This window comes from Paenibacillus sp. 1A_MP2 (assembly GCF_052244825.1).
Taxonomy (GTDB): domain Bacteria; phylum Bacillota; class Bacilli; order Paenibacillales; family Paenibacillaceae; genus Paenibacillus; species Paenibacillus vandeheii.
Genome location: NZ_JBQQCS010000001.1, coordinates 6,561,861 through 6,588,232, shown reverse-complemented (window position 1 = coordinate 6,588,232; position 26,372 = coordinate 6,561,861). Strand labels below are relative to the sequence as shown.

The following is a 26,372-nucleotide window of genomic DNA, read 5'->3' as shown; positions in this document are numbered from 1 at the left end:
GCCAGGAAACAATAACGATATACCGATCAGTCAAAATGGAGAACCGAAATCATAAATTGATTACTGTATTTTACAGTGGGATTGACAGAATTAGTAAACCAGATGTGCTAAGAGAAGATATGTACGTACATATGCAAAACTCGGCAGTAAATAAAAAGGGTTTTCATAGTTTTTTAGAGGGGTTTTTGCATATAGAGTTGCCTTTAGTTCCGGCAACTGATGATGCGACCAGAAAACTCTATTCACAGTTAATATTCTCGGCAATGTTCATTGAACAGAAGCATGGATGGGCTGATATTTTATCTGGTATGCCAGTTTTAGGAATTAGAGAATCTAAAAAACGTGTATTAGAATTTATTATTAACTTGGATACCTTAGAAAATGAAAAGAAAAAAGACTATCTACGAACGAGAGAAAGTAGTATCAGAGACGAGTGGGGCACGATAATAAAGGAAATTATTCTTCTTTCAGGTAGAGAGTCATGCACTACACATAATATTCCCGTGCATCCCAAAATCCTTATGGATGAAGAAGTTTTAGGAATGAGTATAAAAAAAGAAGATATCAGACTTAATGAATATGTGGATATTTTAAGGGAGCGATACATTCAATTATCCGTTTTGAAACCTAAAATTATAGATAATTTTGACGAGATTCAACAAGAACTCAATGCTACGGAAATATCTATTGAGGAATTTGAAAGGGAAATCTATAAGAATAGGTCTTTATTGCATTCGGAAAACAGTAGCATAGAAAAAATAACGAATAATCTTGAGATTATTGAGGCTGATATCAGAAATAATAAAGATGCTGCTAGACTGAGAGATTTAGGTTCAGAAGTAAGTCTAATGACATCTGAAGATATTTGTCCAGTATGCCATCAAAGTATCCAAGATACTCTAATTCCTAATTCGAGTGATATGAAATTCATGAGTGTTGATGAAAATATCAGACACTTAACTGCACAAAAAGAGATGCTGGATTTTGCAAAGAATAGCCACTTGAGAAATAGCGCTACTTTGAAAATGAGAAATAATCAATTAGAAAATGGGTTGTTCACACTTCGTAGTCTGGCAAAATCTTTACGTAATGATCTATATTCCATCAACGAAAATATCTCTGAGACAGTTATTCATAAGAGACTACAACTCGATTCTGAGATCACTAGTTTGGATCGGTTAAATATCATTTTTGGTAATCAAAAAATTAGACTGGTCGAGTTAGCAAATGAATGGCAGCTGATTATGGATGAGAAAGCAAAGCTTCCAAAGAAAAAACTTACTGAATTAGATGAAAAGAAGATAAAAGCTTTGAGAAACTATTTTGTCACTAACTTAACTGATTTTGGATATAAGAGTGTATTTAACTTGAACACAGTCGAAATTTCATTAGACTCATATTTGCCCGTTATAGAAGGGTTTGATATGAAATTCGACTCATCAGCTAGTGACAATATCAGAGCAATATGGGCATTTGTAATAGCGTTGCTACAGACATCGAACAGTCTGTCAGGGTATCACCCTGGGGTGTTAATCTTTGATGAGCCGGCCCAGCATAGTATTATGATGAACGATGTGGAAAAGTTCTTTACTCGTATCATTGAATTGAACAATTCACAAATTATCGTGGGTATCACTATAAAGGATATTGAGACTCGAGAAGCCTTACAAAGGTTACCTGCTACAAAATATAAATTAATCAATATTCCAAACAAAGCGTTCCGAAAAATTTCTGAACTAGACAAGAAATAAGTTATTTCTAGATCTCTAATTTAAAGCAACAGAAACCTGTATTTGGGTCTGCAATTATGTTAAACGCCTATACAAATTATGAATAATTGTCGATAAATCAGATAGAACTAACAAATATATACCCGTGATAAGGTATAGCCCTCTTATATGGAGGGCTATACCTGTTGTGAAGTGAGAATAAACGTGTAGGTTTAGAATCAGTAACTCAATTTTTTATTTCGAATGGTGGGGAGTCTTTAGATGACTATTCAGAGAGTAAAGATAACACATTGGAGATCCATCGGAGGGGATCCAGGAGTTGAACTTGATTTAGGGAGAATTACGGTGCTTTCAGGAGAGAATGATTCCGGAAAAACAGCAATTTTATTGGCGCTCTATGGAACTATGAAATCGTTTCGTAATAGTCACGATGAATTTTTAGTAGAGAATATCTATCTTGCAGGTAGTAAACATCAAAAAAGTAACGGAGATATTGTAGATGAAAGTCAGTTCAGTGTAATAACGACTCTACCAACGGAGGTGAAAAGCCATGTGATTAATCAGTTATCTCAAACCGTAGTATCGAAGATACATCATCCTGAACTTGTCGAGAAGTTATCATATTTGTTCAATAATTTGATGATGTATAAGTATGAGAACACAAATCTAAAAAAAAGTAATGATCCTTTTGGAACTGAAGGTAAGTTATCATTTGATGAATCCATTGAAAGAACTTTTTTAAAATTATTAGATAAGTACTATCATGATATTAATGAAGTTGGAAGCTTATCAAAATTATGCAATTGGATCTCGGCGACAGTAAGATCTGGAGGAGAGTTTCAGTATAGAAGTTTCTTTATCTCGCCTAATCGAAGCTATTCTCCTCACCTCAAAGAAATGAAATCTACAAAAGAAGACGCTTTCTATTTAGGCTATAATGTCTCTGAACTTGTAGGGTTTATCCAAAAGATTAGAACAGAGGAGATGATGCGGAAAGGTTTATATAAGAGACTGCTGCATTATGTGAAAGTGTTGTTCCCCGATGTTATTTCAATTTCAACCAATATTCCGGCAGGAATGGACCATCATGATGTTTTTATTGAGTGGAACAAGAACGGAATAGTAAAGAATCAACCGTTGACTCGTAGTGGATCTGGTGTAGTTAGTGCCGTATATTTAGCTGGACGTCTGTTATCTGGTTCAAATCATCAAACAATAGGTTTCATTGATGAACCGGAAACGGGCATGCATCCCAAACTGCAAGTACGATTTTTAAAACTGCTAAGAGAACTCTCCGAAGACTTCGAAATTCAATGGATTGTATCAACGCATTCTCCATTTATTATGAAGAATTTAAAGGACAAGGATCGCTTGTATCTGGTTCAACATGATGGATCGGAAACGACAGCTAGAGCGATTGAACCACATGACAAATCGACGGTATTTCAAGCAATTGGTGCATATCTACCAGATACAATCTCATCAAGAGGGTTCGTTTTTGTTGAAGGGACGACAGAAAGTACACTACTGCCCTTACTATTGAAAAAGTGTGAGATGGATATAGAACAAGAAGGACTCGTGATTATACCCATGGGTGGAGAAAATATATACAGTATTTCACCATCGGACCTGACCAAAATACATCCGAAAGCCATGGTTATTTTAGATAGTGATCTAGTCAAACCATTGAGTTCAGGTGGAAACTTAACGAAGAAAAAAATAGATTACCAACAAGAGTGTTATAAATACGGAGTAGAATGTTATATTTCAACGGATTATCGTACGATTGAAAACATGTATCCTGTGCGTGCTTTATTTAACGTTCTCAACATATCGGAAGAAGGAGTTGGCGATGATCCCTTTATGGACCTCTCTCCTTGGATTACAAATAAAATCAACTTAGCCATAAAAATGGCGGAGGTCATAACCCCTGAGGAAGCATCGGATTTTCCGTTCGTTAAAGCGATTATGCAGTGGTGGGAAAGAGATCATTAGAAACGCAAAACTTTGTAATCTCGCGTAGTAAGAAGGAAGGTGTCTAGTGAATTTTGAAATTACGGACGAAATGATGAATGTCATCAGAGCATGGGATTCATGTGTTGCGATGGATGCAACGGGTGCTAAATTTGAATATATTTTTATCCCCACTAGCCTTGGGCTGGTGACGCAAGTCAGATGTGATGTATGTAAACGAGTACTGGATTTATCGGATAATCTTTAACGTCCATAAAACAAAAAGCACTTTTGGAATGTTGTGTCGTACAATTCCAAAAGTGATTTTTCTGCTGTAGGACGTATTACATTTCTTTCAATAGAAGGGCATCTTTAATCAAACGATGAACCACTTCAAGTTCTTTACTGGATAAAGATAATAGGGTGGTATCTATCTTCTCCATCAGATCTGTTTTAGATTTATTCATCGCATCTCGCTTCTCATCCTCAAGTAATTGAGACGGCACAATACCGAGCGAAATTGCAATCTTATCCAGAGTCTCTATCGTAATATTGACTTCCCCGCGTTCAATTCTCCCTAAGTAAGATTGATCTATTCGAAGTTGTTCACCTAGTTCTTCCTGAGTTAGTTTTCTTGCTTTGCGATATAAACGGATTTTTTTACCTACTTGTAAATATATATTGGACATTCATGCCACCTCTATATAAGAGTAGGTAAGATATGACCTGGAATGAAGAATATTCAACTACTTAATTCCAATTGTAATTAGGTGTTAAATATCCTAAAATGAGATTAGCATATGATTATAAGGAGAATACAACTATGAGCCAACAACAAGTAATTGAGAATGTGCTGCAATCTAAAATGCGTGGGAAAGTGACCTACTTAGGAAATGTATCCGCGGCTTCAGTGTTACAAATGACATATGTAAAACCATATGATCATCCTTCAGGCAAAGGTTATCAACGCCCAGTAGATAGTAAACGATGTAATGATTTCGCATCCTATCTCTCCAAAGGAGATGATGCACTCTTTACTCCAATCATATTAAATGGTGAATCTCATTGGGAGTTTGTCGCTTATGACAAAACAAGACCGCATGTCGGACGATTGCTTTGTAAAGACAAAGCCTCTTTAATGGATGGCCAGCATCGTGTGGGTGGAATTAAACGATATACACAGGACACCAATTCAGAAATCGTTGTTCCCTTTTTGGCCTTTCATTATTTAGATGAGGATGAAGAAATTATCTTGTTTGACGTCATTAACTCCAAAGCTAAAGGAATTGGCACTTCACTGAGTAAATATCTACACCGTAATTCGGACGAATTGAGTTGGATTTCTACCCAGCTCATTACTCGTGGAGATAGTCCATTCCATTTTATTGGTACAGTGACGGGAAAGCGAAGTGTGGGCCGGCATGTTACTCTTCAGAATTTGTACAAAGTGATTGAATTGTTGACAAAGTCTGAACCAGTCTCGAATTTAAGTAAAGATGAAAAGCTGAATCTAAGCCTCATCTATTTTAACTACATCAAAGAGCAATTCAATATGGAGTGGCTTAACTATAAAGAATACCGTATCACTCACATTGTTTGTCTTCATGCATTAGCGATTACAGGATCTGAGATTCTGAAGGAATTTGTTACGAAGCAAAAAGGAAAAGCAGACTATTCTTTTATAGAGAAAAGCGTCCGGAAAATGAAGAATACCGTATGGGCTGCAGAAGGTCCTTTAAAGTATTTGAAAGGAATTAGTGGCTCTCGAATTCTCGCACAAGATTTAATTGCTGACATATTCACCAAAAAGTAAAAGCTGGGGAACTGAAATGTATCTGATACGCTTGAAGCCCTATTCAGACGAATCACTTTCTAGTTTTTTGAGTCGATTGGCTTACGCTAATGGGGTATCCTTAATCCAGTTACTTAAAGATGCTTCTAGTCAAGATTATACGTTGCGTACAGATAGGATCTATCTCATTGATCAATATCCCAGCCTTATTTTAGATATCAGCTATCTATCTAAACGGACTGAGCTAGATAAGGAGGAGATTTATAAATTAACCTTCTTTTATGCAATATCTAAATTTGTTCATAGTAAAAAGGAATCTCATTCACGGGTAATGAGAGGATTAATTCGAAAAGATTTTTGTTATTGTCCTCATTGTCTAGATGAGGCGAACTATTTACGTTTGCAATGGGTAATTGTGGGACGGGATATATGCCTAAAACATCAATGTCATTTGAGGCATACTTGTCTAAAGTGCCACTCTTCGCTTCAATGGAGTGCACTCTTGGCTGGGAACTGTTGTCCACTATGTGGTACCTTTTTAGGAACGTTACCCGGGCATAAAGAGCAGGTCGAGATCGATATTTCTGAGCAACAATGGTTAGAACGTCAATGGGGGTACCTCTTGGAATGTAGTGATGCATCTTATTCTCCAGAGAATGTAGCTCAAAAAATAATGTACGTCATTCATCAACAATCTCCTCATCTCTCTCTTCGCGATGCTTGTAATCAATTGAAAATAGATCATCAAGATTTATTACAACAAATTCGTGGAACTCACACGATAAAACGAAGTGTCCATATAGCGACATTGTTAAATTTCCTCTCTCAAACTACTACAGATATTTCATCATTTCTATCCAATGAATTACCACTACATTGGTCAACATATATAGAATCCAAAGATGTAATTGCAATTGACCAGGGGGCTACTTGTATAGCTCCTTGGTGTACCTTTGACCCATGTAAAGATCAATTATGTGATACCGGAACATCGTATAAAAAACTGAAGAATAACCGAGTAAGACGAAAGTATTCATTTTGTCCACAATGCGGATGTACTTACTATTTTGATGAGCAAGGGCAGCAAAAAGAAAAGGATGGATATATTGAAGCGTTTAATACGTTTCAGGAAGAGTGGAGGCAGCTGACACCTGAACATTGGAGGGGGTCTCTCAAACATATCGCTTTCTTTAGAACTAGAATTATTTCAACAGTTGACTCGTTAGTAGATCAAACATTGCTGAACCGATTCCAACAAGCGGTGCTACAGCATATGACTTTAAACCATATCAAGTCGTGGTCATGCTGGAAGTCGGAAAGTCACTATCTGATGTATAGATACCATATTACGATTCTAAGATTAAAACATAACCTGAAAAAGTCTCTGGGCCCTCAATTGAACTTCACTCTTAAACGTAAAGAATTAATGGACGCCGTTAAACAAATAAAAATACGAAATGAAAGCATTACACTACGGAATATAGCATTACGTATTCATATTTCAGTTGCAACGCTAAGATCCTGGAAAGAAGGGTACGATCTGTACCTTGAAGCTAAGAGGCGGCAGGTCTCTGAAGTACATCAAGCAAGAACCTCTGAACTATATATCCAGATCAAGAAATTACTCTCTGATCATCGAGGCAAAACACTAATGATAAAGGAAGTCTATGCCCATTTAAATGTAAGGCAATCATATTTAGTAAAAATATCACCCGATGTGACATTTTTTATATCCGAGGCTGTTCGAGTCCATAATAATCAATCATATCATTGTGGAAATGAGAAATAGGGAGGACGGAAGATGTTCAATCAACCCGTTCGAAAGATTAAGCCGAAAACTAAAGGGTACCGTGGTAAAGAGCCATTTTTAAAAACAGGTGAGATGATCCCGTGGGAAAGTTTTTTGGAGAGGGATTATATTAGACTCGCTGATTATGATTTAGACGTACAATTGATCTTTGCTCAAAATATAAAAATCACGTACATGTACGATGGGAAAATTAGAGAACATTACCCAGACTTTAAGATCATTACGTATGATAATCAAGTTTTTGTTGTTGAAGTGAAACCGAATCGATTTGTATTTGAAAAAAATAATCCCATAAAGTATCTAGCTGGCCGAGCCTACTGTGAAGAAAGGGACTGGACTTATATCACTATTACAGAAGATGACATTCGCCCAGGATATTTGCAGCCTAATTTATCTTTGTTACGTGGATTGGGAATGGAAGAGGTACCTTCACATGTACTAAACTTCGTTTTGGCTCAACTAGAGAAGGTAAACGTAAGTACGATTGCTGAACTCCGAATACTTTGTGCAGGGTTAACTGAAGAACAGTATTATAGTGCGATTTATCAGTTGATTTATTTTCAAGAAGTTCATAGTGATTTAATATCTACCCCAATCACGGATCTTTCCCAAATCGAATATAGGGAGTGACAGACGTGTTTATTACACTAGATTGTGGCACTCAATTTAAAATAGGTAACACCGAGTTTGAAATTAAGTCGATTGTAGATGATAAAACGTTTGAAGTATTTAACAAAAATTATCGTATGACAGAACGAATTACCCTAAAGGAACTTCATGAGTCCTTTTATACAGGCGATGAGACGAAGAAACTGAGATTTTATGTTGAGGATGATTCCGATGAAACAGCGAAATGGGATATGGAAAATCATACGCCTCTTGAGAAGCAAGACATGGATCGAAAGTACGCCATTATTCAACCAATTATTGAAGGACGTGTCCAGAATGTTAAGGAGTACGTTGATAACTATCCTACGGCCTTATTACCTTCTTCTCAAACTAAACTATATAAATCAACGGTTTATCGTTGGATCAAAAAATATAGCCGAAATGAAAATAAACTATCGTTGCTTCGGGCTGCAATGGGTCCTAAAGGTCGTCATATTGAAACCGAAAAGATGGAGTTTTTACGAGATTTTATTGAAGAGTTAGATAAGAAGGCTGAAACACAAACTACGAGAAATAAGTGGCTTTTGTATAAACAGGAAGTTATTGAACACAATGCTTTTCGCGAAGAAAAACAACAACTATCCATACTTTCCGAATCCACGTTTCGCAGGCTGTATAAGGAAATGCATGATCCTCGACCTAGACAAATTCAAATTATGGGTATTGCGCATGCCGACTTAGCTCAGAACGGTGTCCGTAGTTCGTTCATAGCGGAACGGCCTCTTCAATATGTAGAACTGGATTGGACTCCGCTTGACTACATTATTGTTAACTTTGATACAGATGAGACATACCGGCCTATTGTGATGTATGCCGTTGATAAATATACAGATATGCCCTTAGGTTATATTGTTATTTTCAAAGAACAACCCAGTGCAGGAGATTGGAAACAACTTTTACTTCAAATTATGACACCGAAAACTAATATAAAAGAATTATATCCTCGAGTCCAAAAGGAGTGGTCAGGGTACGGAAAACCACAAACGATTATTATGGACAATGCCTCTGTAAATGATTGTGAGGAAGTTAGTGAAGTTTGTGGGGCCATCGGAATCGGGTTGCTTTTTAACGAAAAAGCATCAGGTCATCAGAAAGGCACTGTTGAAAATGCGCTTGGGAAAATAAATCGTGTTTTTCATGCCTACAGAGGGACCACTTTCTCCAATTTCCAAGAAAAGGGTCATTATAATTCAAAGAAAAAAGCATGTGTAGATATCAATAAGTTACATGAAATGATTCATATAGTGATCGTAGATTTAGTTGCTAACAAATATAATCGTGGCGTAGGCGGTATACCAGAGGATTTGTGGAATGAGGCGCTTAAAGATTCAAAAATCAGGCGTCAACTACCACAACAGAAAGAGTACATTGAATTGTTATTTGCCTCAAGTTCAACCTATCGGACTATAGGGCCAAAAGGAATTGAACTTCAGGGTCAATTTTTTAATAGTGTACCGTTAAACGAACTTCGATTGATGATTCAAAACACAGGAGGTAATAAGAAAGTTCGTGTACGATACGGAATGGACATGAGACATATTTATGTATATGACGAGAAAAATAAACGATATGTCCTAGCCTATTTAAAATTGAACTCCAGGTTAATGAGGCACCATGTTGATTTCAATTATCCGATACATGAAGAACATCTTGCACAGTTGTGTTATGTGAACAATCGGGACGCAAACGAGTTCCTTCAAAATCAAGAACATGTCACAGATGCACTAACCTCACTTGAGGCCATTGTCCAAGAAGGAAATCAGGAATACAAGCAGACGAAGCGTAAAAGAAGAAGAGAAGACGTAGAGAGGTCTAAGGAATTCAGTGCTATATATGGCGTGGGGAACAAGGCCGATTCTATCCCTCATGATACAAACGTAGTTCTAGTGAATCAAGAAGAGGCGGATCGGATAGCGGAACACCCGTCGAATGTATTGGCTCAACTTCCAGAGGATATATCTGCTACCAAGATCATAGAAGAGGAAGCACTGGATAAGTTCGATTTTGAGCAAATGAATGCTTCATGGACAATAGAAAGGAAGTTAAGATAATGGCTGAATATAAACGTCTTGGTGGAATACCAGCTTCGAGACAAGATATAAAATGGAGAAAAGAACATGTCAAAAGTATGATCATTCATTATCCCCAGTACAATGAAACTCTTGAACTTTTGGAAGATATCCTATATCACGCTGAGGGAAGCGTGAATCCGGATCAGCTTTTCATCTATGGGCCAACGGGTGTGGGCAAAAGTACAGTTACAAGAGAATTTACGGATCGTTACCCAATCGAACAAGTCAATGATTCTCAAAAAAAATATAAAAGAATTCCTGTTCTTCATATGAAAGTCCCTCCTAAAGCTACACCGAAATCGTTAGCATCAAAGATTTTGCACAAAATTGGCGATCCGTTTTACAGTCAAGGAACGGAGATTCAACTAACTAGTCGAATACATCATTTTATAGAAGAACTCGAAATAAAGATGATTATCCTGGATGAGTTTCAGCATTTAATTGATTCAGATACAGAACATGTACTCGCAACAGCAGCCAATTGGGTTAAAACTTTCTCTGAAGAGAGTGGAATCCCTATTGTTTTATGTGGGATGCCCAGTTCCATTCATATTTTCGAAAAGGAAGAACAATTAGATCGAAGATATGCATCAAAATTAGCTATAGAGCCGTTCCACTATACGACTCCAGAGGAACAACTCCTATTTCGGGCATTTCTAAACAAAATTGAAAGTGGCTTACCCTTTCCAGATCGATCTCATCTGTCGGATGTTCGGATTGCAGATAAACTGTATTATATTTCACTCGGCGTTCCGTTTTATATTATGAAGTTGCTTGAACTGGGAACTGAGATTGCTCTGAAAGATGGAGAAGATAAGATTACCGAAGTTCATTTTCAAGAAGCACTAAGCCGACTCAAACAAGTTTCACGTCCATTCCGTACTAATCCATTTAATATCAAGCAATTTGTTTTAGATGAAGAGTTATCTCAAGAAAAAAAACGTTGGGTTAGAGAAAAAGAAACTGTAGAGGGTAAACGCAAACGGAGAAATTAACGTAAGGCTTTATTCGTCTTTAACATTGATCAATCAAAGTTATCCACTCTAAGTGTAAGGGAGTCCGTTGTCATGTTACTAATACAACCCAATCCATATGGGGATGAAAGTTTACGTGGGTATATTCATCGATGTGCGCAGCTCAATGGCTACATGGAAACGGTGTGGCTATACAAATCGATGTATTGGATGATACATAACAAGACCATTAATCTTCATTTCCCAACAGAAACAGTTGATTGGAATTTGCCAGGTCAAATGTTAGGACAAGAGGAGCGTGTCCTGCGTAACATGATCTTAGGATATCGGATGTCCCCTAACTACGCACGCCTAGAAGATAAGGTTAAGGTACAATTAAAGCAGTTTGGTTCAAGCGCGCATCGGCCTAAAATTTGCCCAATATGTATAAGTGAAGAACCCTATCATCGCATAGAGTGGGAAATGTCTTTAGTGGTATCTTGCCCTAAGCATGGATGCCTCTTAATTGATGAGTGCCAGGCTTGTGGTAAAGCATTAAATGTTTTGAAAATAGATTTATATACGTGTCAATGTGGCTTTCAATACGAAAAATCCAAACTACTCTGTAAAGATGGAGCCCTGTCCTCTTACTTAGTACGGCGGTTGTTAAATCCGATTGAAAATAACCCGCAATCTAACTTTTTCTTGGATAAATTGTCTTTTGAACAGATGTACTACTTATTGCTTTTTAGTGTGAGGTGGGTGAAGTCAGAAGGGAAGATGCATAGTGATACTTCTCAACGTATTTATGCTGGTAATCAGTATGAGAACGGTGAAAAAGCTTTTGAGTCTTTCCAAAACTGGCCAAATAACTTTTATTCCCTTATTGATGAAGTTCGGATGCGAAAACAAAAGAATTACGCTAAAAATTCTATTAAAGAGAAGTTCATTGATCCTATAACAGATATACATGGATATGAAGTTTTTGAGCAAGCTATTCACTATTATACTGAACGTTATTTAAAAGTTGGATTCTCAGCTCGATTTACAGCTCGTAAACGAGTTGTTCGAAAGCACGTCGATATAGGGGAGGCGAATCGGATAGAGGTGGCTGAGATATTAAATGTCTATCCGAATCAGATCCCAGTGATGGTAGCTAAAGGTATTCTCCAAAATGATACCCAAGCTTTAGTGAGAAAATCCGATAGTTGCAAGTATATATTTGAGAAACATGAGGCTTATAAGTTGCTCAACAATCTACGAAGTAAAAGTATTGTTTCTGAACGAACAGGTTTGTTAACCTTTAGAGAAGCACTCTATAAAGCCTATCAGTTTAAGTGTGATCTACCTAGCTTCCTACTTTTGATCCTGCAGGATAAAATACAACCCTATGAAAGACGTGACTCTTCTACATTAAAAGGTCTGGATATTCTATTTTTTGACTATGAGAATGTACAGAAACAATTAAATGGGGCATATATACGCATAGAAGACATTGCATTGGATCTACAGATTAAGAAACAAGGTGTGTATCATTGGATTTACCGGGGATTACTCGGTGAAAGTGAGCTTGAAGAATCCAAAGTAAAACTTATTGCTATTCAAAAGTATAACAAGTTTAAGGAAGAATATATCCTAGCGATTCACATTGTGCGAGCTCCTGATAATCCGTTTAAAACAAGTGAAAAATTACTAAGAACATTAAAATCTATAGGGATTGTGCCAGTTAACGAGAACAAACATAGTGATGAGTTGTATGTTCTCCGGAGAACTGCAGAGTTAGATTACTTCCTCCAGAGTTTCAGGCTGAATGAGATGGAATAACATGATTGGATTAAAGTGCTTATCTAACTATTAGTCGGCCAAAAAACAAAAAAGTAGGTAACCAGCGAGAATGTATGGTTACCTACGTCTGTATTATTTGAAAGAGGAGGGCTACAACCAAGAATTCCAAGAATCCTTTTTCTTTCGTTCCTCATCCTTTTTACGTTGCTCCTTTAGCCAATCGTTCATCTCGACATTAAAGACATCGCCATGATAAACATCATCATAATAATTGTGAGTGAGTAAGCTTTGGTTGTGCTCATTAAGATTACTATAAAAAACAGATGTCACTACAATGGGTGATGATATTTCTTTACTAGCTTTAGAACACATTTTAGAAGCTTTATTTACCGCTTCACCCATATAAACAACATCATTTATTGTTGATCCACTATATCCAGCTTTAACCATAAGGACCCTTCCATAGGAAGCACCGATCCCTGCTTTTATCGTGGAATACCCCTTTTTTTCTAATTTGTAATTTAAAACATCAATAAGACTTTTTAGTCTGGCAATAGTTGAAAATACCCCATCTATTTGGTGCTTATACTGAGATTCAAAAATGGCAGATACACAATCTCCAACAATATTAATTTCTTTACAGTTAATTTCCCCATTTATAATTGCAACAGCTTCACTTATGTAGCTTCTATATATTTTTGCTAACACCTTAGATTGATGTCTCTCAGGTAACTTGGAAGAATCTCTTAGATCGATAAACAAAGAACTACAATTAACGTAGTATCCATTAGTGTAAGTAAGTTCATCACGCGAGGGAATCGTATCTTTCTCCTCAAAGGAACTTGTAGAATTTAGAATGTCATCAAGACGTTCACGGCTTTTTTCAAAGTTAAATGCTTTATAATTAGATTCCATAAAGTCACTCCTTGAATGATAAGTTATTGTATAATTAATTCTAACATACTTAAATGAAAATAATACTATATATTGTTAAGTGGGAGACTGGAGATCTATATATGGAAGATGAGCATGAAAAAAAAGCACTAATTGGTGGGATCTTAGAGCGTACTTCTTTTTGGATTGGGAACGTGGACGCCAAGGCATCCTTTCTGTTAAGTATTACAGGAGTTATTCTAGGTTTTGTTCTATCCAATGAATCTATAGAGAAAACAGTAGACTACCTGTACTATCACTTCGATTACAAGGAGACTCAATCTTTAATAGGACTTGTCCACATTTTAATTTTTTTTCTTGCTATTGTATGTATTACCTTGGCGCTCTGGGCTTTCCTCAACACACTTCGAGGAAAGGTGGATCAAAAGAAGATTAGACAACGGGGCCTGGAAAAAAAATCTCTGCTGTTTTGGGGAGGGATTGCGGATAGAAAATACAAAGAATATGTGGATGATTTAAATGAAGTGAAGGTGGAACAGCTAAGGAATGATATGAACACACAAATTTATGTAAACTCCTTTATTACCACTACGAAATTTAGAGTGTATAACCATGGAATAACATTATTGAAGTTCGGATTAGTCTTTCTGGTGATTTATAAGTTTATTTCCTTCATTCCGATCGTGAAACCATAATATATGCAATGACGACTTTAGAGCTCGTTGTCATGTTCCAAAGAGAGAGGACTTGCTATGTACAGCTTTTGTGGTGATATGTTAAATAAAACAGTACTAGCACTGATGCATAAATATACAAAAGTGGATTAGCAGATAGTCTCACTAATTGTGAAAATACAGCACAGGTTAGATACGTATTCTAAAATGTGTCTCATTGATTATGAAAATACACAGAAAGAAAAGGCCTTACAATAGGCCTTTTCTCTAAAACTGTCTCACTAATTATGACAGCACACACAGACAACAGCTGTGCGGCGTTGCCATAATTAGTGAGAATGTATATTTATGCTGTTTTATACAGGGGCTGAGCTGTTATTATTCTATAAGTGGCAATCTTCTTATCGAACAGGTGAAAATGATATAAATAAGCGAAGGGACTGCTAAAAGTAGTCCCTTCGCTTATTTTTTTTGTTGTAGTGACATGGGAATCAGCGAAGGGACCAGACAACGGTGCATATTACTCGGTTGGTACAGTAGTTAGTGCCGGATAGTGGTGGGAGGCAAATGGTTGCAATTTCCCTCTGTGCGTTGTCATAATTAGTGGGAAATGTATGTTTATGCATTGTTATGCGATTAATATAATACCTCGAATATTCATACAACTCTCTAATTGTTATCTAATTTGCGTTCAATGCTATCCAATTTACTATTAATTTTCTTTATTTTATTGTTCATATTAATAAAAAAGTAGACTATAAAAACAACACCCAACACAAAAATTAATTGAATTATTGTTGCGGACCATAAAAAACTCATTCATACACCTCCCGAATTTCTGTTTATAATATTTAATTCCAGATATTCTGTCAAGGTCATATATAAATGCTTTCTTTTTGATATTAAACAAATTAGCATCATTTATACCTTAGTATATAAATTAAACCTATATTGTATATGTTAATATTCTAATATGTATCTTTTAACATTATTTACATATTAAAATTAATATGAAATACTAAATATTAATCTTACATAATTCAGGAGGTAAAAATGAAAAAAATTAAATTTATCATCTCAATGGTAATAATTCTTACGCTTTCGATGCCAGTAGTTAGTTCAGCTAACACTAAAGAAATCTTAGATCCAAATGAAATTCGAGAATTACAAAGTCAGATTTTGGATCTCATTGTCAATGAAAATGAAGAGGCAGTTAATGATTTGCCACTTTATCAAAAATATCAGGACATATTCAATAGTAATCCTGATGTAGAGAAGGAATATATTAATAATCTTGACGTGAAAAAATGGGATACTTCTAAAATTGTAGATAAGTTTAATGTTGATGGCTCAAAAATGGTAACTCTTTTTGAAGATGGAAGTTTTTCTGTACTTGAAAATAACCTTACTTCTGAAGACGGGAGAGTAATAGAAGCTACACCAACAATGTCAGCTCGAGGTGTAGTCCAAGATACTGGAGAACAAACCTATACTGGTTCAATTGGACAAACCTTCAAAAATGATGCTAGACATGATCTGTGGGGCCCATATAAAATTGGGGAGTTGCACCTGGTAACAAACTATTCAATTAATAGTGGCTCTGCTAAAATAAGCAGCACAACTATTACAGGTACTAAAGCGATTTTTCCTGCAGCTGTTAGTGGTAGTAGTTCTATAGTAACAAATAACGCAAGAATTGTTGAATCGCTTGGAGAGTATAACTTTGCTGGAACCTGTCCTGGTGGATGGGGCACATGTTCAGGTCGATATTATGATATAAGTACGAAGATTAATATTAAATACGCTGGAAATGGCGAAATTACTTTTACAGTTAGAAGTATCGTTAGTAATTAATATTGTGATGTTGCTTACGCGTTCTTGATCCAAAGCTTTTTTGACTCAATCCGGATTGCGGTTTGACAACAGGTGGCCGAGGAGAAACTATAGCTTCACTCTGAAATGTGGTTGATGCAATAGAAAGGCTCGGAAGAATATTAAAAACTTGTCTGTTTTCAACAGATAGTTATATATACCCCAACATTATCTGAATAGGATATTGTTGGGGCTTTTTTCATTCAAGTTTTGTCAGCGTCCGCATTCGACCACATGCCGGAAACTTTACAATCTCATCGATACACCAGTGCCGAGGAGCAAAAAACTGTTTTAGGGAAGCTTGCTATTTTAACAGCTTTATTTGTGTTTTATCGGTATAAGTTCTTGTCCTCCTCCAGAGTTGAGGAGATTAAGGTAACATGAAAAGTCGTTTGAGCAGTTCCTGAGATATATGTATAAAGATTAATTTTTAAGTTCATACTTCTCATATTTTAATATTAGGAGGCGTGAATAAGAATAACGAAAAATATAAAAAAAACAAGTCGCCTATTTTAGATTTTGTTCAAGATGATAATAAAGCCTTTTTCTTTACTTCAGCTTTATCTGGTTCAGAAAGAACAAATTTATGAAGAAGTATTGTCAAGATAATACTAGTACATATTATATGAAACCATCTATGATAGATTTAAAATTTCCTAGCGATATGCTACGAAATATGCTTCAGGAATTTAATGTTCCTGTGTTCTTCGGAACAACTCAGATGGGATTAGGTTACCGTTTAGAGGAAATACTTCATAATATGAATATTAAACTCCTGATAATTGATGGTTCGCAGAAGATTGAATCTACTAAGTTAAATTTAGCAGTATTTGAATATTTAAAAGAATTAAATAAAAGAGTGGGAGTGAAATTTATTTATGCATGTGATGAAATCCAGAGTTTCCATCACATATTGCTAGAAAAAGTTACATTAAATAAGTGATATAAGTTAGTATTAACAGCCAGATTGTTGGAGTAGTTCTAATACCATACATGTTGGATCAAGGATTATGTTTCAGTAGAAGACTCTAATATAGAAGGCAAAACGAATAGCGATTTAATTTAACTGAATATAGTATTATAACCGAGACTGTAATCTAATATTAGATAGTGGTCTTTTTGCTGTGTAAAATTAAGAAGAATATCTCGCTAAAATCCGCATCCATTATCATGCATAAAGATACAAAGTGAGTTTTTCGTTTTTTCTCACTAATTGTGAAAATCACTGAGAAGATTAAATGTTATAATAAATTTTTTTCTCATTAATTATGAAAATGTGTGTCAATACATAAGCTTTTTTGCTGAGCACAACAGCAGACAAGACAATGCAGTAACAGTGGTAGAACGACAGACAGTAACGTCAATGATCAGTAATGGACGTAAGACAGTAAGTATAAAGGCAAGCAAACCCCGGGACATTCGTTCCCGGGTTTTTACTGTATAATGTCAATTCAGGACTTTAGATTCAATCGCGGAAATATCTGTTTACAAATATTAGAAGAACATTTAAAATAAATGTAAGCGTTTTAAAAGTTAAAGCGCTTAAACTTTAAGACGGAGGTGATTATGGTTTAGCGAGTATCAAATCATTGTTTAAACCATCCAGATGCTGCACTGAATTTTTGGCTTAAAGGTTATGTCATGGATCAAGACCCATATAAACCTAAAAGGAGTGTAAGTTTATGAGAAAAAATAGGGGATTTTCGTTTAGCAGCAAGGCTGTTATGATGTGTTGTCTCGCTTTTCTTCTAATTCCGGCGAGTTTTGCTTTCGCTGCTCCAAACAAGCCGTTCCCGCAGCACACGACATATACCAGCGGTTCGATCAAGCCGAACCATGTTACGCAAAGTGCAATGGACAGCGCCGTGAAAGCGAAATGGGACAGCTGGAAATCAGCGTATCTGAAGACGGCGGGCACAGGAAAGTATTATGTGAAGTATCAGTCCAACGGGGATACCGTATCTGAGGCACATGGGTACGGAATGCTGGCAACGGTTCTATTGGCGGGTTATGACAGCAATGCGCAGACCTATTTTGACGGACTATATCAATATTATAAGGCTCATCCAAGCGCCAACAATTCGAAACTGATGGCTTGGAAACAAAACAGCAGCTTCCAGAACATTGAAGGTGCCGATTCGGCCACGGATGGAGACATGGACATTGCTTATTCGCTCTTGCTTGCGGACAAGCAGTGGGGTAGCAGCGGAAGTATCAACTACCTTCAGGCGGGCAAGGACATCATCAATGCTATTATGCAAAGTGACGTGAATCAGTCGCAATGGACGCTGCGTCTTGGCGACTGGGCAACGGATAACACGTTCAAAAATGCTACCCGTCCATCGGACTTTATGCTGAATCACTTGAAGGCGTTCCAGGCAGCAACAGGTGATGCCAAATGGACAAACGTGATCAACAAAACCTATACCATCATCAACTCCTTATACAACGGGTACAGCTCATCAACCGGATTGCTTCCAGACTTCGTCGTTCTGTCGGGCTCGACGTACAAGCCGGCTTCAGCCGATTTTCTGGAAGGGGCGAACGACGGCAACTACGATTACAATTCATGTCGTACACCTTGGCGGATCGCAACGGATTACCTGATGACTGGTGACAGTCGGGCGCTCAATCAGCTCAACCAAATGAATAGCTGGATCTCGACCAAAGTAAGCGGCAACCCTAGCAGTGTGAAAGATGGTTATAAACTTAACGGCACGGTCACAGGTTCCGGCGGTAGCGGCGCGTTCTATGCACCGTTTGGTGTCAGCGCTATGACCTCGTCCACGAACCAAAGCTGGCTGAATTCCGTCTGGACCAAAACGGCCGGCAGCTCCAATGAGGGCTACTATGAAGACAGCATCAAGCTCTTCTCCATGATCGTGATGTCCGGCAACTGGTGGACATACTAAGCAACTTGAAGTTGGGTGATTGCTCGAATGCCAGCAGGCAGGGAGATTAGCTCCCTGCCTGCTTTTTTATGGATGAGCTAGGAGAATGCATTTGATGAATGATTTGAGCAAAGCGATATAGATGGGCAAGTGTCTATAAAACGTAAAACCGCCATATCTCAGAAAATCATGGGATATGGCGGTTTCGTATAAGGTTATAGAATCTATCAATATCAGCGAAGCTGAACCATTTTATAACCATCCTATAATCGCTAAAAAAATAATATTTAAATATGGTCTGTCTTCTGTAAATATACATCGTTAGGCGTTTTTATTATGTCATCACGAAGAGTGGATCATAGCCGAATTATTATGCATTAGCTGTAGATTCAGTAAAGAACTGCGGTAAATATTCCTTGTTGGCTTCGAGCATTTCATCCAGCATCTGAATCGCCACTTCGACCGAAGGAACCAAAGGATGATGGGCTAATGCCTGGATGGCCAATCCGCGATCACCGGTCACGGCAGCATCAATGGCGAGGCGCTCATAGGTTTTAACCGCATGGATCAGTCCGACGGCCATTGGAGGAACCTTGGTCAGCTGCAGAGGCAGCGGGCCGGTTTTGGTAACCACACAGTTGACTTCAATGCTGGCATCGTCTGGCAGGAAGTCGATGATGCCTTGATTGGCAACGTTCAGCGTCTGAATGTCATTCGTTCCGTTATAGAGCGAGCGCATCAGGTTCACGGCTGCTTCGGAATAAAAGGCGCCGCCGCGCTGCTCCAGCTGCTTTGGTTTATCCTTCAGCTCCGGATCATTATATAGCTCGAACAGTTCTTCTTCGACGCGTTTAACTACTTCCGCACGGTTGCCGCCTGTTTGTAAGGATTCCAGCTGCTCTTCGAGCATGGCATCGGTCATATAGAAATATTTCAGATAGTAGGAAGGCAGGGCATGCAGGGATTGCAGAAATTCCGGATTCCATTCCCGTGCAGGTACGTTCTTCGCGCTGTAACTGGCCGTATCGGCCAGCATCTCATCCAGTTTGTCTTCTCCGTTCACATCGATACGCGTAATCCAGTGCAGATGGTTCAGGCCGACAAACTCGGCATAGATGCGGTCCGCTTCTACGCCGTATTTGGCCGATGTCTGCTTGATCAGGCCGATCGGCGCATTACAGAGACCGATGCTTTTAACGTTGGAATACTTCAGAATCGCTTCCGTGACCATACCCGCCGGATTCGTAAAGTTCAGCAGCCAGGCATTAGGAGCGAGTTCTTCAATATCACGGCAGATATCAAGCAGGACCGGAATCGTCCGTAGCGCCTTCATCATGCCTCCGGGACCAGTGGTTTCCTGGCCAATCACGCCGTATTTCAGGGGGATGGATTCATCGCGGCCACGGGCATCAAGCATGCCGACACGCATTTGCGTGCTGACGAAGTCCGCGCCCTGGATGGCTTCACGGCGGTCGAGCGTCAAATGAACTTCAATCGGCAGACCGGATTTCTCCACCATGCGTTTGGCTAAGTTGCCGACAATGTTCAATTTGTGCTGTCCCGGCTCAATATCCACCAGCCACAGCTCGCGTACCGGAAGCTCGGCATGGTGAAGGATGAACCCCTCAACGAGCTCCGGAGTATAGGAAGATCCACCGCCGATTACCGCTATTTTTAGTCCTTGTTCGTTTGACATTTTGCACACTCCAGTCTTTTTAGAATTTTTTATGATGACAGTCCCTATGGACGTTTATCTTGTTGTTTGCTTAATATGTTTGAATTCGCGGAAGGTCCGCATTGTGTCATATACATCATGGCTTACCGTATGTCCGTCCGCATCCATAGCAGACCATAAAGCACCGACGACAGGTTCTGTGGCCAAGGTTACGATGGTCGCATTTGGAGCAACGTTTGCGACAGCCTGTTCAACCTTGCTGCGAATCCACCCGCGATCTCCCCTTGTTAGCAGACTCCCTGCCAGTACCACGTCAAAGGTGTCCTTTTCCATTCCGAGCTTGTGGATGACAGCAGTCGCTGATTTACCAAGCTCGGCGCCCTGACGGTTCAGAATTTCCAGAGCTACAGCATCGTTCTGTGCGGCAGCTTCAAACAGCAGCTTCGCAGCATGGACAGGCACATGCTTGCCGTGATCCTGGAAATCATTGAACATATCGCTGACACTATCATGTCCAAGGAAGTTCAGCAGGAGGGGAGTCAGGAGTGTTGTCTGTTCACGGCCGTCCCAAGAACGGATGACAGAGCGGAACACCTCAATATTGAGGGAACCCCCGCCGCCGAAATCGCCGTACATATAATCAAAACCGCCGATCTGTACATGTTCTCCTGCCGGATTGCGGCCTGCGGAGTTGGTGCCTGTACCGCAAATCAGTGCTACCCCGTAAGGGCGGTTCGTGCCTGCGCGCAGGCCGATCATCGTGTCACAGTCAATCGAGTAATTCCGGGTGAATCCGATTCCCTGAACCAGAGGGTGCAGAATTCGGTAATCTATCTCCCGATCTGCGCCTGCAAGCCCGAAAAAGGTGTGCGAGATTTCATGAATCTGCAACCCTGCCTCGTTCAGGGCTCCTTCTGCAGCTTCCCGTATGCTTTGCGAGGCCAAGGCGTGGTCAATCTGGTGATTGCCGTTGCCGCCAACGCCTTTGCCAAGCACATTGCCGCAATCATCAGTCAGCAGGGCGTATGTTTTTGTTCCTCCCCCATCGATTCCCAAGTAGTAAGTCAATGGTCGTCACTCCTATATATAAGGTTATATTTTTTATCCGGTCGTATCTTCTGTTGGCGATCCAGTAGATTCTCTCACGATGAGTTCAGGGTCGATTCGCACATTAGCCCCGCGCTTCATCGTACCGTCCATACGTTTCAGCAGCATATCCGCAGCAGCAATCCCAATGCGGTCGGCAGGCTGCCGGACCGTTGTCAGATGGGGGTGCAGCTTGGATGAAATATACTGATCGTCATAGCCGACAATTGCTACCTGTTCAGGCACCTTGATGCCTTCTTCCATTAGGGCATTCACAACCCCGAGCGCGATATGGTCATCGCCCGCGAACACCGCGGAAGGAAGGCGCCCCTCACGCAGCCATTTGCGGCAGATGTCATAACCAAAATCGATTTCGAAATCGCCTGTGATCATGTCAAACGGAGCCAGGTCTTGTTCCTTAAGTGCCTGCAGGAAACCGCTGCGGCGCTCTTTCGTACTGCGGAACATGTCATCTCCGCTTATGTGTGCGATGGAGGTATGGCCCAGATCAAGCAGATGCTTTGTAGCGGCATAGCCGCCTTTGTAGTTGTCGATCGTTACGGAAAAAGCATCATTCTCCGGCTTCTGATTGTCGATTAGGACATAAGGGATATTGCGCCGTTTCAATTCTACAATGTAGTTATCTTCTTCTATCGGTGAGAGCAGAATAAGACCGTCCACCCGGTCCTCTTGGATCAGGTAATGAGTTTCATCCGAGCCAATGCCGGTAGAGACCGAAACGGCAAGAAAATAGCCGTGAAGCGAAAGCACTTCGTTCAGCTCCTTAACGACGGCGTCAAAGAAGGAATCCTGAAGAGTGGTCATGATCAAACCGACGATTCCTGTTTTGCCGCGGGCTAAACTCCGCGCAGCAGCGTTGGGATGGTAATCAAGCTCCTTAATGGCGTCAAGGACCTTTTGTCTATTTTTCTCACGAACGGATTCGGCACCATTGAGTACCCGGGAAACCGTCACAACGGATAATCCTGATTTTTTTGCTACATCAAATATACTAACCTTCATTGTTTATTCTCCTTGCGGCAGATTTTCCGTACTTTATATTGATTTAACACTAGTATACATGTACGGAGGCTTAGCCGCGAAGCTAATTTAGTAGATGCACCGCCCCTTGCGGGACGGCACAATGTCTGGCGTTAACGGTTGATAATTTCCATAACCTTTTTCTGAATCGTCGGCATCACTTCTTCAACGGTGTTGTGTCCTGTATCGATCGGCTGCATCTCGTTGATGAACATGTCGTTGATCTGAGAATAGTGGGTGATCAGGTGGTTGTAGGATTCAAATCCGTATTTCACTGCGCCTTCGTAAACCTTCTTCACATCTGCTGGATCGATGCCTTCAAAATGCTTGTAATAGGTCTCGGCTGCCTTCGTATTTACAGGAGGATTGCCGCCGCTCAGGTCAATGGATTTTTCCTGAACCTCGTCGCTGACCAGGTACTTGATCCATTCAAAAGCTTCCTTCGGATGTTTGGAGCCTTTCAGAATCAAGAGCGGATCGACAAACAGCACGCTGCGGACCTTGTCATTGCCGCCGGCAGGCACTGCTGCCACGCCAACCTTGAACGGAAAGTCATTCGAGCCGGCAAGGCTCCAGGAGCCGCTAACGGTCATACCCACCTTACCGGTTACGAATGCATCGCCGTTTTGCCCCGCCACACTTTTGCTCCATTCCGTTGTCGGAGACACTTTATCTTTTAAAATCAGGTTGAACAGCTTGTTATAGGCTGCGATGACTTCCGGCGAATTGAAATAAGTTTCGGATGGTACGCCGCCGTTGGTCCAGGTATCCTGGGAGTAAGGTTCGGCTCCAAATAGAGCGGACGCATATCGCGCTCGGACCATGTGAAGTCAACGCCATATTGAGTGTTGGCAATATCGTTGGACACATGTGTCATTTGCTTCGCGTCTTCGACCATTTTGTCAAACGTCCAGCTCTTGTCCTCATAATCGCTTGGAGGATAAGGAACGTTGGCAGCGTCGAACATGTCTTTGTTATAGAGCATCAGAGTGACGTACATGTTGACCGGAATACCGTAGACATGGTCTTTAACAGTATAGATTTTCATAAGGTCATCCGGGATGCTGTAGTCGGACGCCTTAAATCCGTCTTCCTTAATCATGTCGTTCATGTCGAGCAGCATGTCTTTGTTGTAATACTCCGCAAAACCACCGTAACCATAGTGGCTTGTGACGTCAGGCGATTTGCCGCCGGCAATCAGCGTTTGGAGCTTACTGTCGAACTGCTCGTAAGGAGCTTTTTCGACTTTGACCTTAATGTTCGGATGTTTGGCTTCAAAATCGGGAATCAGCTTCTCAATAAAGGTGCGATCCTCGGAATCGATAGTGTAGTGCGTTATGGTTACTTGCTCGCCGGAGGAGCCGGATTTAGCGCTATCATCATCGTTACCAGGTACTACATCTCCCGCTGATTTACCGCCGCTGCAGCCGGACAGTGCCAATACGACGAGCATGCTGGTCGCAAGCAAAAGTGCAAAAGTCTTTTTGATCCTTATCTTTTTCATGAATGACAGTCCCCATATATTCAAGTTTTTGCCGCCCCTGCGGCGGAGCCTTACTTGATGCCTGTAAGTACAATTCCTTCCACAAACCGCTTCTGGGCTATCGCAAACAGGGCCACGATTGGCAGCATGGCGAGCACGGAGGCAACCATGAGCAGGTGCCACGGCGGAATCCGGAAACGGGAAGAGGTAAAGGAAGACATACCGACCGGAAGCGTAAACTTATCCGATGAGCTTAAGTAGAGCACAGGTGTCAAAAGATCGTTCCAGCTGTAAATGAATGCAAAGATCGCAACAGTTGCAAGCGCCGGACCGGACAGAGGCAAAGCAATTTGTCTCCACATCCGAAACTCGCTGCAGCCATCAATGCGTCCGGCGTCAAACAGCTCATCCGGCAGCGTGGAGAAGAACTGTCGCAGCAAAAAGATGTTGTATGCCGAACCAAAAAATGCAGGGACAATCAGCGGCAGGAAGGTATCGATCCAGTTCAGCTTGGAAAAGAGAATGAACTGCGGGATCATAATCGCCGGATAGGGAAGCATCATGGTGCTGAGCATGAGCATGAACCACAAGTTGCTGCCCTTGCCCCGATATCTGGCGAAACCATAGCCTGCAAGCGCCGACGAAAACAGGGTGCCAACAACGGTCAAAATGCCAATAATGAGACTGTTCATATACATTTGACCGAAATTCAGCGTGTCGAAAATCTCTCTGTAGTTACTCCACTGCCAGGACTCCGGCAGAAAGGTTGGAGGAAACTTCAGCAGTTCCTTCTTCGATTTCAGCGAGGTCGAGACCATGAAAAACAAAGGGAGGAGCATGAGAAAAGTAGTGACCACCAGGGCAATGAAGCTGGCAATGCTAACCGCGTCGATTTTGCGACGGCGTTTACTCACAGAAGGTGTAGCCCCTGGGCCGGCAGTCGGAATTGTGCTCATTTGCGTCCGCCTCCTTCGTAGTGAACATAACGATTCGAGAGTTTAATAATGAGCGCCGTAAACGCCATGACAACGATCAGCAGCACCCACGCGAGTGCCGAGGAGTATCCTGCCCTGTATTCCTTGAAGGCACTGGTGTACAGGTTGTAAACGTAGAACCAGGTCGAGTAGTTTGGACCCCCTTGGGTCATTACATATGCCTGCGTGAACACCTGGAAGGAATCGATGACGCCCATAATCAGCTGGAACAAAAGTACCGGTGAAATCATGGGCAGCGTCACGTTCAGGAATATCCGGAAGCGTCCCGCACCGTCCAGCTTGGCGGCTTCCACGAGACTGGCAGGAACGCCCTGAAGTCCCGCAAGGAACAGAATCATGCCTGAGCCCACTGTCCAGAAGGACATAATCATCAGTGCATAAAGCGCATAATCGGGGCTCATGAGCCAGGATGGGCCACTAATGCCGAACCAGGACAGCACGTAATTGAACAGACCGATCGATGGGTTGAAAATCCAGTACCACAGCAGAGACATCGCGACGCCGGATACCATGCTCGGAAAATACATGGCGGTTCTGAAAAATCCGCGGAACGGTATTTTCGTATTGAGCAGGAGAGCAAAGCCGAGTGCCAGCAGCAGCTGGATCGGTACACTGATAAATGTATAGCGCACCGTTACGACAACAGATTTCCAAAACAGGTCATTGTGAAACATTTCGTTGTAATTCGCGAGTCCGACATATTTCGGCGGGTGGATAATATCATAGTCCGTGAAGCTGTAATAAAGGGATGACAGAATCGGATACAAGGCAAACACCATGAAACCGATAAGCCATGGAGAGATGAAGAGGTACATGTAAAATGTCTGCCGTCGGCTTTCGCGATGGGTCACATAAACACCAACCTTTCTATTGGACATAAAATTATAACGCTTTAACTTTAGGGAGATAGTTTCCTTAAATGAAAGGTTTCATATGATGTTATGTAATTGAAAGTTAAAGTGCTTTAACTTTTGTAGCCGGACTGATGACATTATCA

Annotated in this window: 23 protein-coding genes; 14 read left to right on the top strand and 9 right to left on the bottom strand. The window is 40.4% G+C overall.

Annotated elements, in window-relative coordinates; genetic code table 11:
* Positions 1-56 precede the first annotated feature (56 nt).
* From ACTWJ7_RS32370 to ACTWJ7_RS32360, 3 genes are all read left to right on the top strand, one after another.
* Positions 57-1,751 (top strand): hypothetical protein, encoded by a 1,695-nt coding sequence (locus tag ACTWJ7_RS32370; RefSeq protein WP_443146251.1) that lies wholly within the window; start codon positions 57-59, stop codon positions 1,749-1,751.
* Between the two features lie 240 nt (positions 1,752-1,991).
* Positions 1,992-3,725, top strand: a complete 1,734-nt coding sequence (locus tag ACTWJ7_RS32365) for an ATP-dependent nuclease (RefSeq protein WP_301882456.1) — start codon at positions 1,992-1,994, stop codon at positions 3,723-3,725.
* A 46-nt stretch (positions 3,726-3,771) separates the two neighbouring features.
* The gene (locus tag ACTWJ7_RS32360; protein WP_301882454.1) at positions 3,772-3,951 is read left to right on the top strand and encodes a hypothetical protein; all 180 of its coding nucleotides are present in this window, start codon (positions 3,772-3,774) and stop codon (positions 3,949-3,951) included.
* 76 nt (positions 3,952-4,027) lie between these two features.
* Here ACTWJ7_RS32360 and ACTWJ7_RS32355 read toward each other — a convergent pair whose 3' ends face one another.
* Complete coding sequence (locus ACTWJ7_RS32355) at positions 4,028-4,372, bottom strand: helix-turn-helix domain-containing protein (protein ID WP_301882453.1); 345 nt, start codon at positions 4,370-4,372, stop codon at positions 4,028-4,030.
* Positions 4,373-4,506: 134 nt separating this feature from the next.
* Between ACTWJ7_RS32355 and ACTWJ7_RS32350 the strand changes: the two genes are divergently transcribed.
* The 6 genes from ACTWJ7_RS32350 to ACTWJ7_RS32325 all read left to right on the top strand — a co-directional run bounded on the left by ACTWJ7_RS32350 (position 4,507) and on the right by ACTWJ7_RS32325 (position 12,803).
* On the top strand, positions 4,507-5,496 hold the full coding sequence (locus ACTWJ7_RS32350; protein ID WP_301882451.1) for a DGQHR domain-containing protein: 990 nt from the start codon (positions 4,507-4,509) through the stop codon (positions 5,494-5,496).
* Positions 5,497-5,512: 16 nt separating this feature from the next.
* A complete protein-coding gene (locus ACTWJ7_RS32345) occupies positions 5,513-7,264 on the top strand; it encodes a TniQ family protein (RefSeq protein ID WP_301882449.1) in 1,752 nt (583 codons plus the stop codon).
* Positions 7,265-7,276: 12 nt separating this feature from the next.
* Positions 7,277-7,915, top strand: coding sequence for a TnsA endonuclease N-terminal domain-containing protein (locus ACTWJ7_RS32340; protein WP_301882448.1), 639 nt, complete (start codon positions 7,277-7,279; stop codon positions 7,913-7,915).
* A 5-nt stretch (positions 7,916-7,920) separates the two neighbouring features.
* Positions 7,921-10,005 carry a Mu transposase C-terminal domain-containing protein gene (locus ACTWJ7_RS32335; RefSeq protein ID WP_301882446.1) on the top strand — a complete coding sequence of 695 codons (2,085 nt, stop codon included), beginning with the start codon at positions 7,921-7,923 and terminating at the stop codon, positions 10,003-10,005.
* Positions 10,005-11,021 (top strand): TniB family NTP-binding protein, encoded by a 1,017-nt coding sequence (locus tag ACTWJ7_RS32330; RefSeq protein WP_301882445.1) that lies wholly within the window; start codon positions 10,005-10,007, stop codon positions 11,019-11,021. The genes ACTWJ7_RS32335 and ACTWJ7_RS32330 overlap by 1 nt, the downstream gene beginning before the upstream one ends.
* Before the next feature lie 72 nt (positions 11,022-11,093).
* Positions 11,094-12,803, top strand: a complete 1,710-nt coding sequence (locus ACTWJ7_RS32325) for a TniQ family protein (protein ID WP_301882443.1) — start codon at positions 11,094-11,096, stop codon at positions 12,801-12,803.
* 111 nt (positions 12,804-12,914) lie between these two features.
* Here ACTWJ7_RS32325 and ACTWJ7_RS32320 read toward each other — a convergent pair whose 3' ends face one another.
* Complete coding sequence (locus tag ACTWJ7_RS32320; RefSeq protein WP_301882442.1) at positions 12,915-13,679, bottom strand: adenylate/guanylate cyclase domain-containing protein; 765 nt, start codon at positions 13,677-13,679, stop codon at positions 12,915-12,917.
* A gap of 101 nt (positions 13,680-13,780) precedes the next feature.
* On the opposite strand from ACTWJ7_RS32320, the gene ACTWJ7_RS32315 reads away from it, so the two are divergent.
* The 5 genes from ACTWJ7_RS32315 (at position 13,781) to ACTWJ7_RS32295 (ending at position 19,116) form a co-directional block, all read left to right on the top strand.
* Positions 13,781-14,353, top strand: a complete 573-nt coding sequence (locus ACTWJ7_RS32315; protein ID WP_301882441.1) for a Pycsar system effector family protein — start codon at positions 13,781-13,783, stop codon at positions 14,351-14,353.
* A 1,032-nt stretch (positions 14,354-15,385) separates the two neighbouring features.
* On the top strand, positions 15,386-16,186 hold the full coding sequence (locus ACTWJ7_RS32310; protein WP_301882439.1) for a hypothetical protein: 801 nt from the start codon (positions 15,386-15,388) through the stop codon (positions 16,184-16,186).
* Between the two features lie 485 nt (positions 16,187-16,671).
* Positions 16,672-16,794 carry a hypothetical protein gene (locus ACTWJ7_RS32305; RefSeq protein WP_301882438.1) on the top strand — a complete coding sequence of 41 codons (123 nt, stop codon included), beginning with the start codon at positions 16,672-16,674 and terminating at the stop codon, positions 16,792-16,794.
* On the top strand, positions 16,791-17,147 hold the full coding sequence (locus ACTWJ7_RS32300; protein WP_443146250.1) for a hypothetical protein: 357 nt from the start codon (positions 16,791-16,793) through the stop codon (positions 17,145-17,147). The genes ACTWJ7_RS32305 and ACTWJ7_RS32300 overlap by 4 nt, the downstream gene beginning before the upstream one ends.
* A 739-nt stretch (positions 17,148-17,886) precedes the next feature.
* Positions 17,887-19,116 carry a glycosyl hydrolase family 8 gene (locus tag ACTWJ7_RS32295; RefSeq protein WP_301882434.1) on the top strand — a complete coding sequence of 410 codons (1,230 nt, stop codon included), beginning with the start codon at positions 17,887-17,889 and terminating at the stop codon, positions 19,114-19,116.
* A 349-nt stretch (positions 19,117-19,465) separates the two neighbouring features.
* On the opposite strand, the gene ACTWJ7_RS32290 is transcribed toward ACTWJ7_RS32295, so the two are convergent.
* The 7 genes from ACTWJ7_RS32290 to ACTWJ7_RS32260 form a co-directional block, all read right to left on the bottom strand.
* A complete protein-coding gene (locus tag ACTWJ7_RS32290; RefSeq protein WP_301882432.1) occupies positions 19,466-20,791 on the bottom strand; it encodes a 6-phospho-beta-glucosidase in 1,326 nt (441 codons plus the stop codon).
* 54 nt (positions 20,792-20,845) lie between these two features.
* Positions 20,846-21,838, bottom strand: a complete 993-nt coding sequence (locus ACTWJ7_RS32285; RefSeq protein ID WP_301882431.1) for an N-acetylglucosamine kinase — start codon at positions 21,836-21,838, stop codon at positions 20,846-20,848.
* A 33-nt stretch (positions 21,839-21,871) separates the two neighbouring features.
* Positions 21,872-22,879 (bottom strand): LacI family DNA-binding transcriptional regulator, encoded by a 1,008-nt coding sequence (locus ACTWJ7_RS32280; protein ID WP_301882430.1) that lies wholly within the window; start codon positions 22,877-22,879, stop codon positions 21,872-21,874.
* A 131-nt stretch (positions 22,880-23,010) separates the two neighbouring features.
* A complete protein-coding gene (locus ACTWJ7_RS32275) occupies positions 23,011-23,610 on the bottom strand; it encodes an extracellular solute-binding protein (protein ID WP_443146446.1) in 600 nt (199 codons plus the stop codon).
* Positions 23,580-24,401: an ABC transporter substrate-binding protein gene (locus tag ACTWJ7_RS32270; protein WP_443146249.1), complete on the bottom strand. Its 822-nt coding sequence runs from the start codon at positions 24,399-24,401 to the stop codon at positions 23,580-23,582. Before ACTWJ7_RS32270 ends, ACTWJ7_RS32275 begins: the two co-directional genes overlap by 31 nt.
* A gap of 50 nt (positions 24,402-24,451) precedes the next feature.
* Positions 24,452-25,336 carry a carbohydrate ABC transporter permease gene (locus ACTWJ7_RS32265; RefSeq protein WP_301882427.1) on the bottom strand — a complete coding sequence of 295 codons (885 nt, stop codon included), beginning with the start codon at positions 25,334-25,336 and terminating at the stop codon, positions 24,452-24,454.
* Entirely contained in the window at positions 25,333-26,190 is an 858-nt protein-coding gene (locus ACTWJ7_RS32260; RefSeq protein ID WP_024632959.1) for a carbohydrate ABC transporter permease, read from the bottom strand. The genes ACTWJ7_RS32265 and ACTWJ7_RS32260 overlap by 4 nt, the downstream gene beginning before the upstream one ends.
* Positions 26,191-26,372 lie beyond the last annotated feature (182 nt).

Excerpts from the sequence above, each read along its gene's own strand:
- ACTWJ7_RS32365 (WP_301882456.1), top strand. The coding sequence starts at position 1,992 with ATGACTATTCAGAGAGTAAAGATAACACATTGGAGATCCATCGGAGGG.
- ACTWJ7_RS32355 (WP_301882453.1), bottom strand. The coding sequence starts at position 4,372 with ATGTCCAATATATATTTACAAGTAGGTAAAAAAATCCGTTTATATCGC.
- ACTWJ7_RS32350 (WP_301882451.1), top strand. The coding sequence starts at position 4,507 with ATGAGCCAACAACAAGTAATTGAGAATGTGCTGCAATCTAAAATGCGT.
- ACTWJ7_RS32345 (WP_301882449.1), top strand. The coding sequence starts at position 5,513 with ATGTATCTGATACGCTTGAAGCCCTATTCAGACGAATCACTTTCTAGT.
- ACTWJ7_RS32340 (WP_301882448.1), top strand. The coding sequence starts at position 7,277 with ATGTTCAATCAACCCGTTCGAAAGATTAAGCCGAAAACTAAAGGGTAC.
- ACTWJ7_RS32330 (WP_301882445.1), top strand. The coding sequence starts at position 10,005 with ATGGCTGAATATAAACGTCTTGGTGGAATACCAGCTTCGAGACAAGAT.
- ACTWJ7_RS32325 (WP_301882443.1), top strand. The coding sequence starts at position 11,094 with ATGTTACTAATACAACCCAATCCATATGGGGATGAAAGTTTACGTGGG.
- ACTWJ7_RS32320 (WP_301882442.1), bottom strand. The coding sequence starts at position 13,679 with ATGGAATCTAATTATAAAGCATTTAACTTTGAAAAAAGCCGTGAACGT.
- ACTWJ7_RS32315 (WP_301882441.1), top strand. The coding sequence starts at position 13,781 with ATGGAAGATGAGCATGAAAAAAAAGCACTAATTGGTGGGATCTTAGAG.
- ACTWJ7_RS32310 (WP_301882439.1), top strand. The coding sequence starts at position 15,386 with ATGAAAAAAATTAAATTTATCATCTCAATGGTAATAATTCTTACGCTT.
- ACTWJ7_RS32300 (WP_443146250.1), top strand. The coding sequence starts at position 16,791 with ATGAAGAAGTATTGTCAAGATAATACTAGTACATATTATATGAAACCA.
- ACTWJ7_RS32295 (WP_301882434.1), top strand. The coding sequence starts at position 17,887 with ATGAGAAAAAATAGGGGATTTTCGTTTAGCAGCAAGGCTGTTATGATG.
- ACTWJ7_RS32290 (WP_301882432.1), bottom strand. The coding sequence starts at position 20,791 with ATGTCAAACGAACAAGGACTAAAAATAGCGGTAATCGGCGGTGGATCT.
- ACTWJ7_RS32280 (WP_301882430.1), bottom strand. The coding sequence starts at position 22,879 with ATGAAGGTTAGTATATTTGATGTAGCAAAAAAATCAGGATTATCCGTT.
- ACTWJ7_RS32270 (WP_443146249.1), bottom strand. The coding sequence starts at position 24,401 with ATGAAAAAGATAAGGATCAAAAAGACTTTTGCACTTTTGCTTGCGACC.
- ACTWJ7_RS32265 (WP_301882427.1), bottom strand. The coding sequence starts at position 25,336 with ATGAGCACAATTCCGACTGCCGGCCCAGGGGCTACACCTTCTGTGAGT.
- ACTWJ7_RS32260 (WP_024632959.1), bottom strand. The coding sequence starts at position 26,190 with ATGTACCTCTTCATCTCTCCATGGCTTATCGGTTTCATGGTGTTTGCC.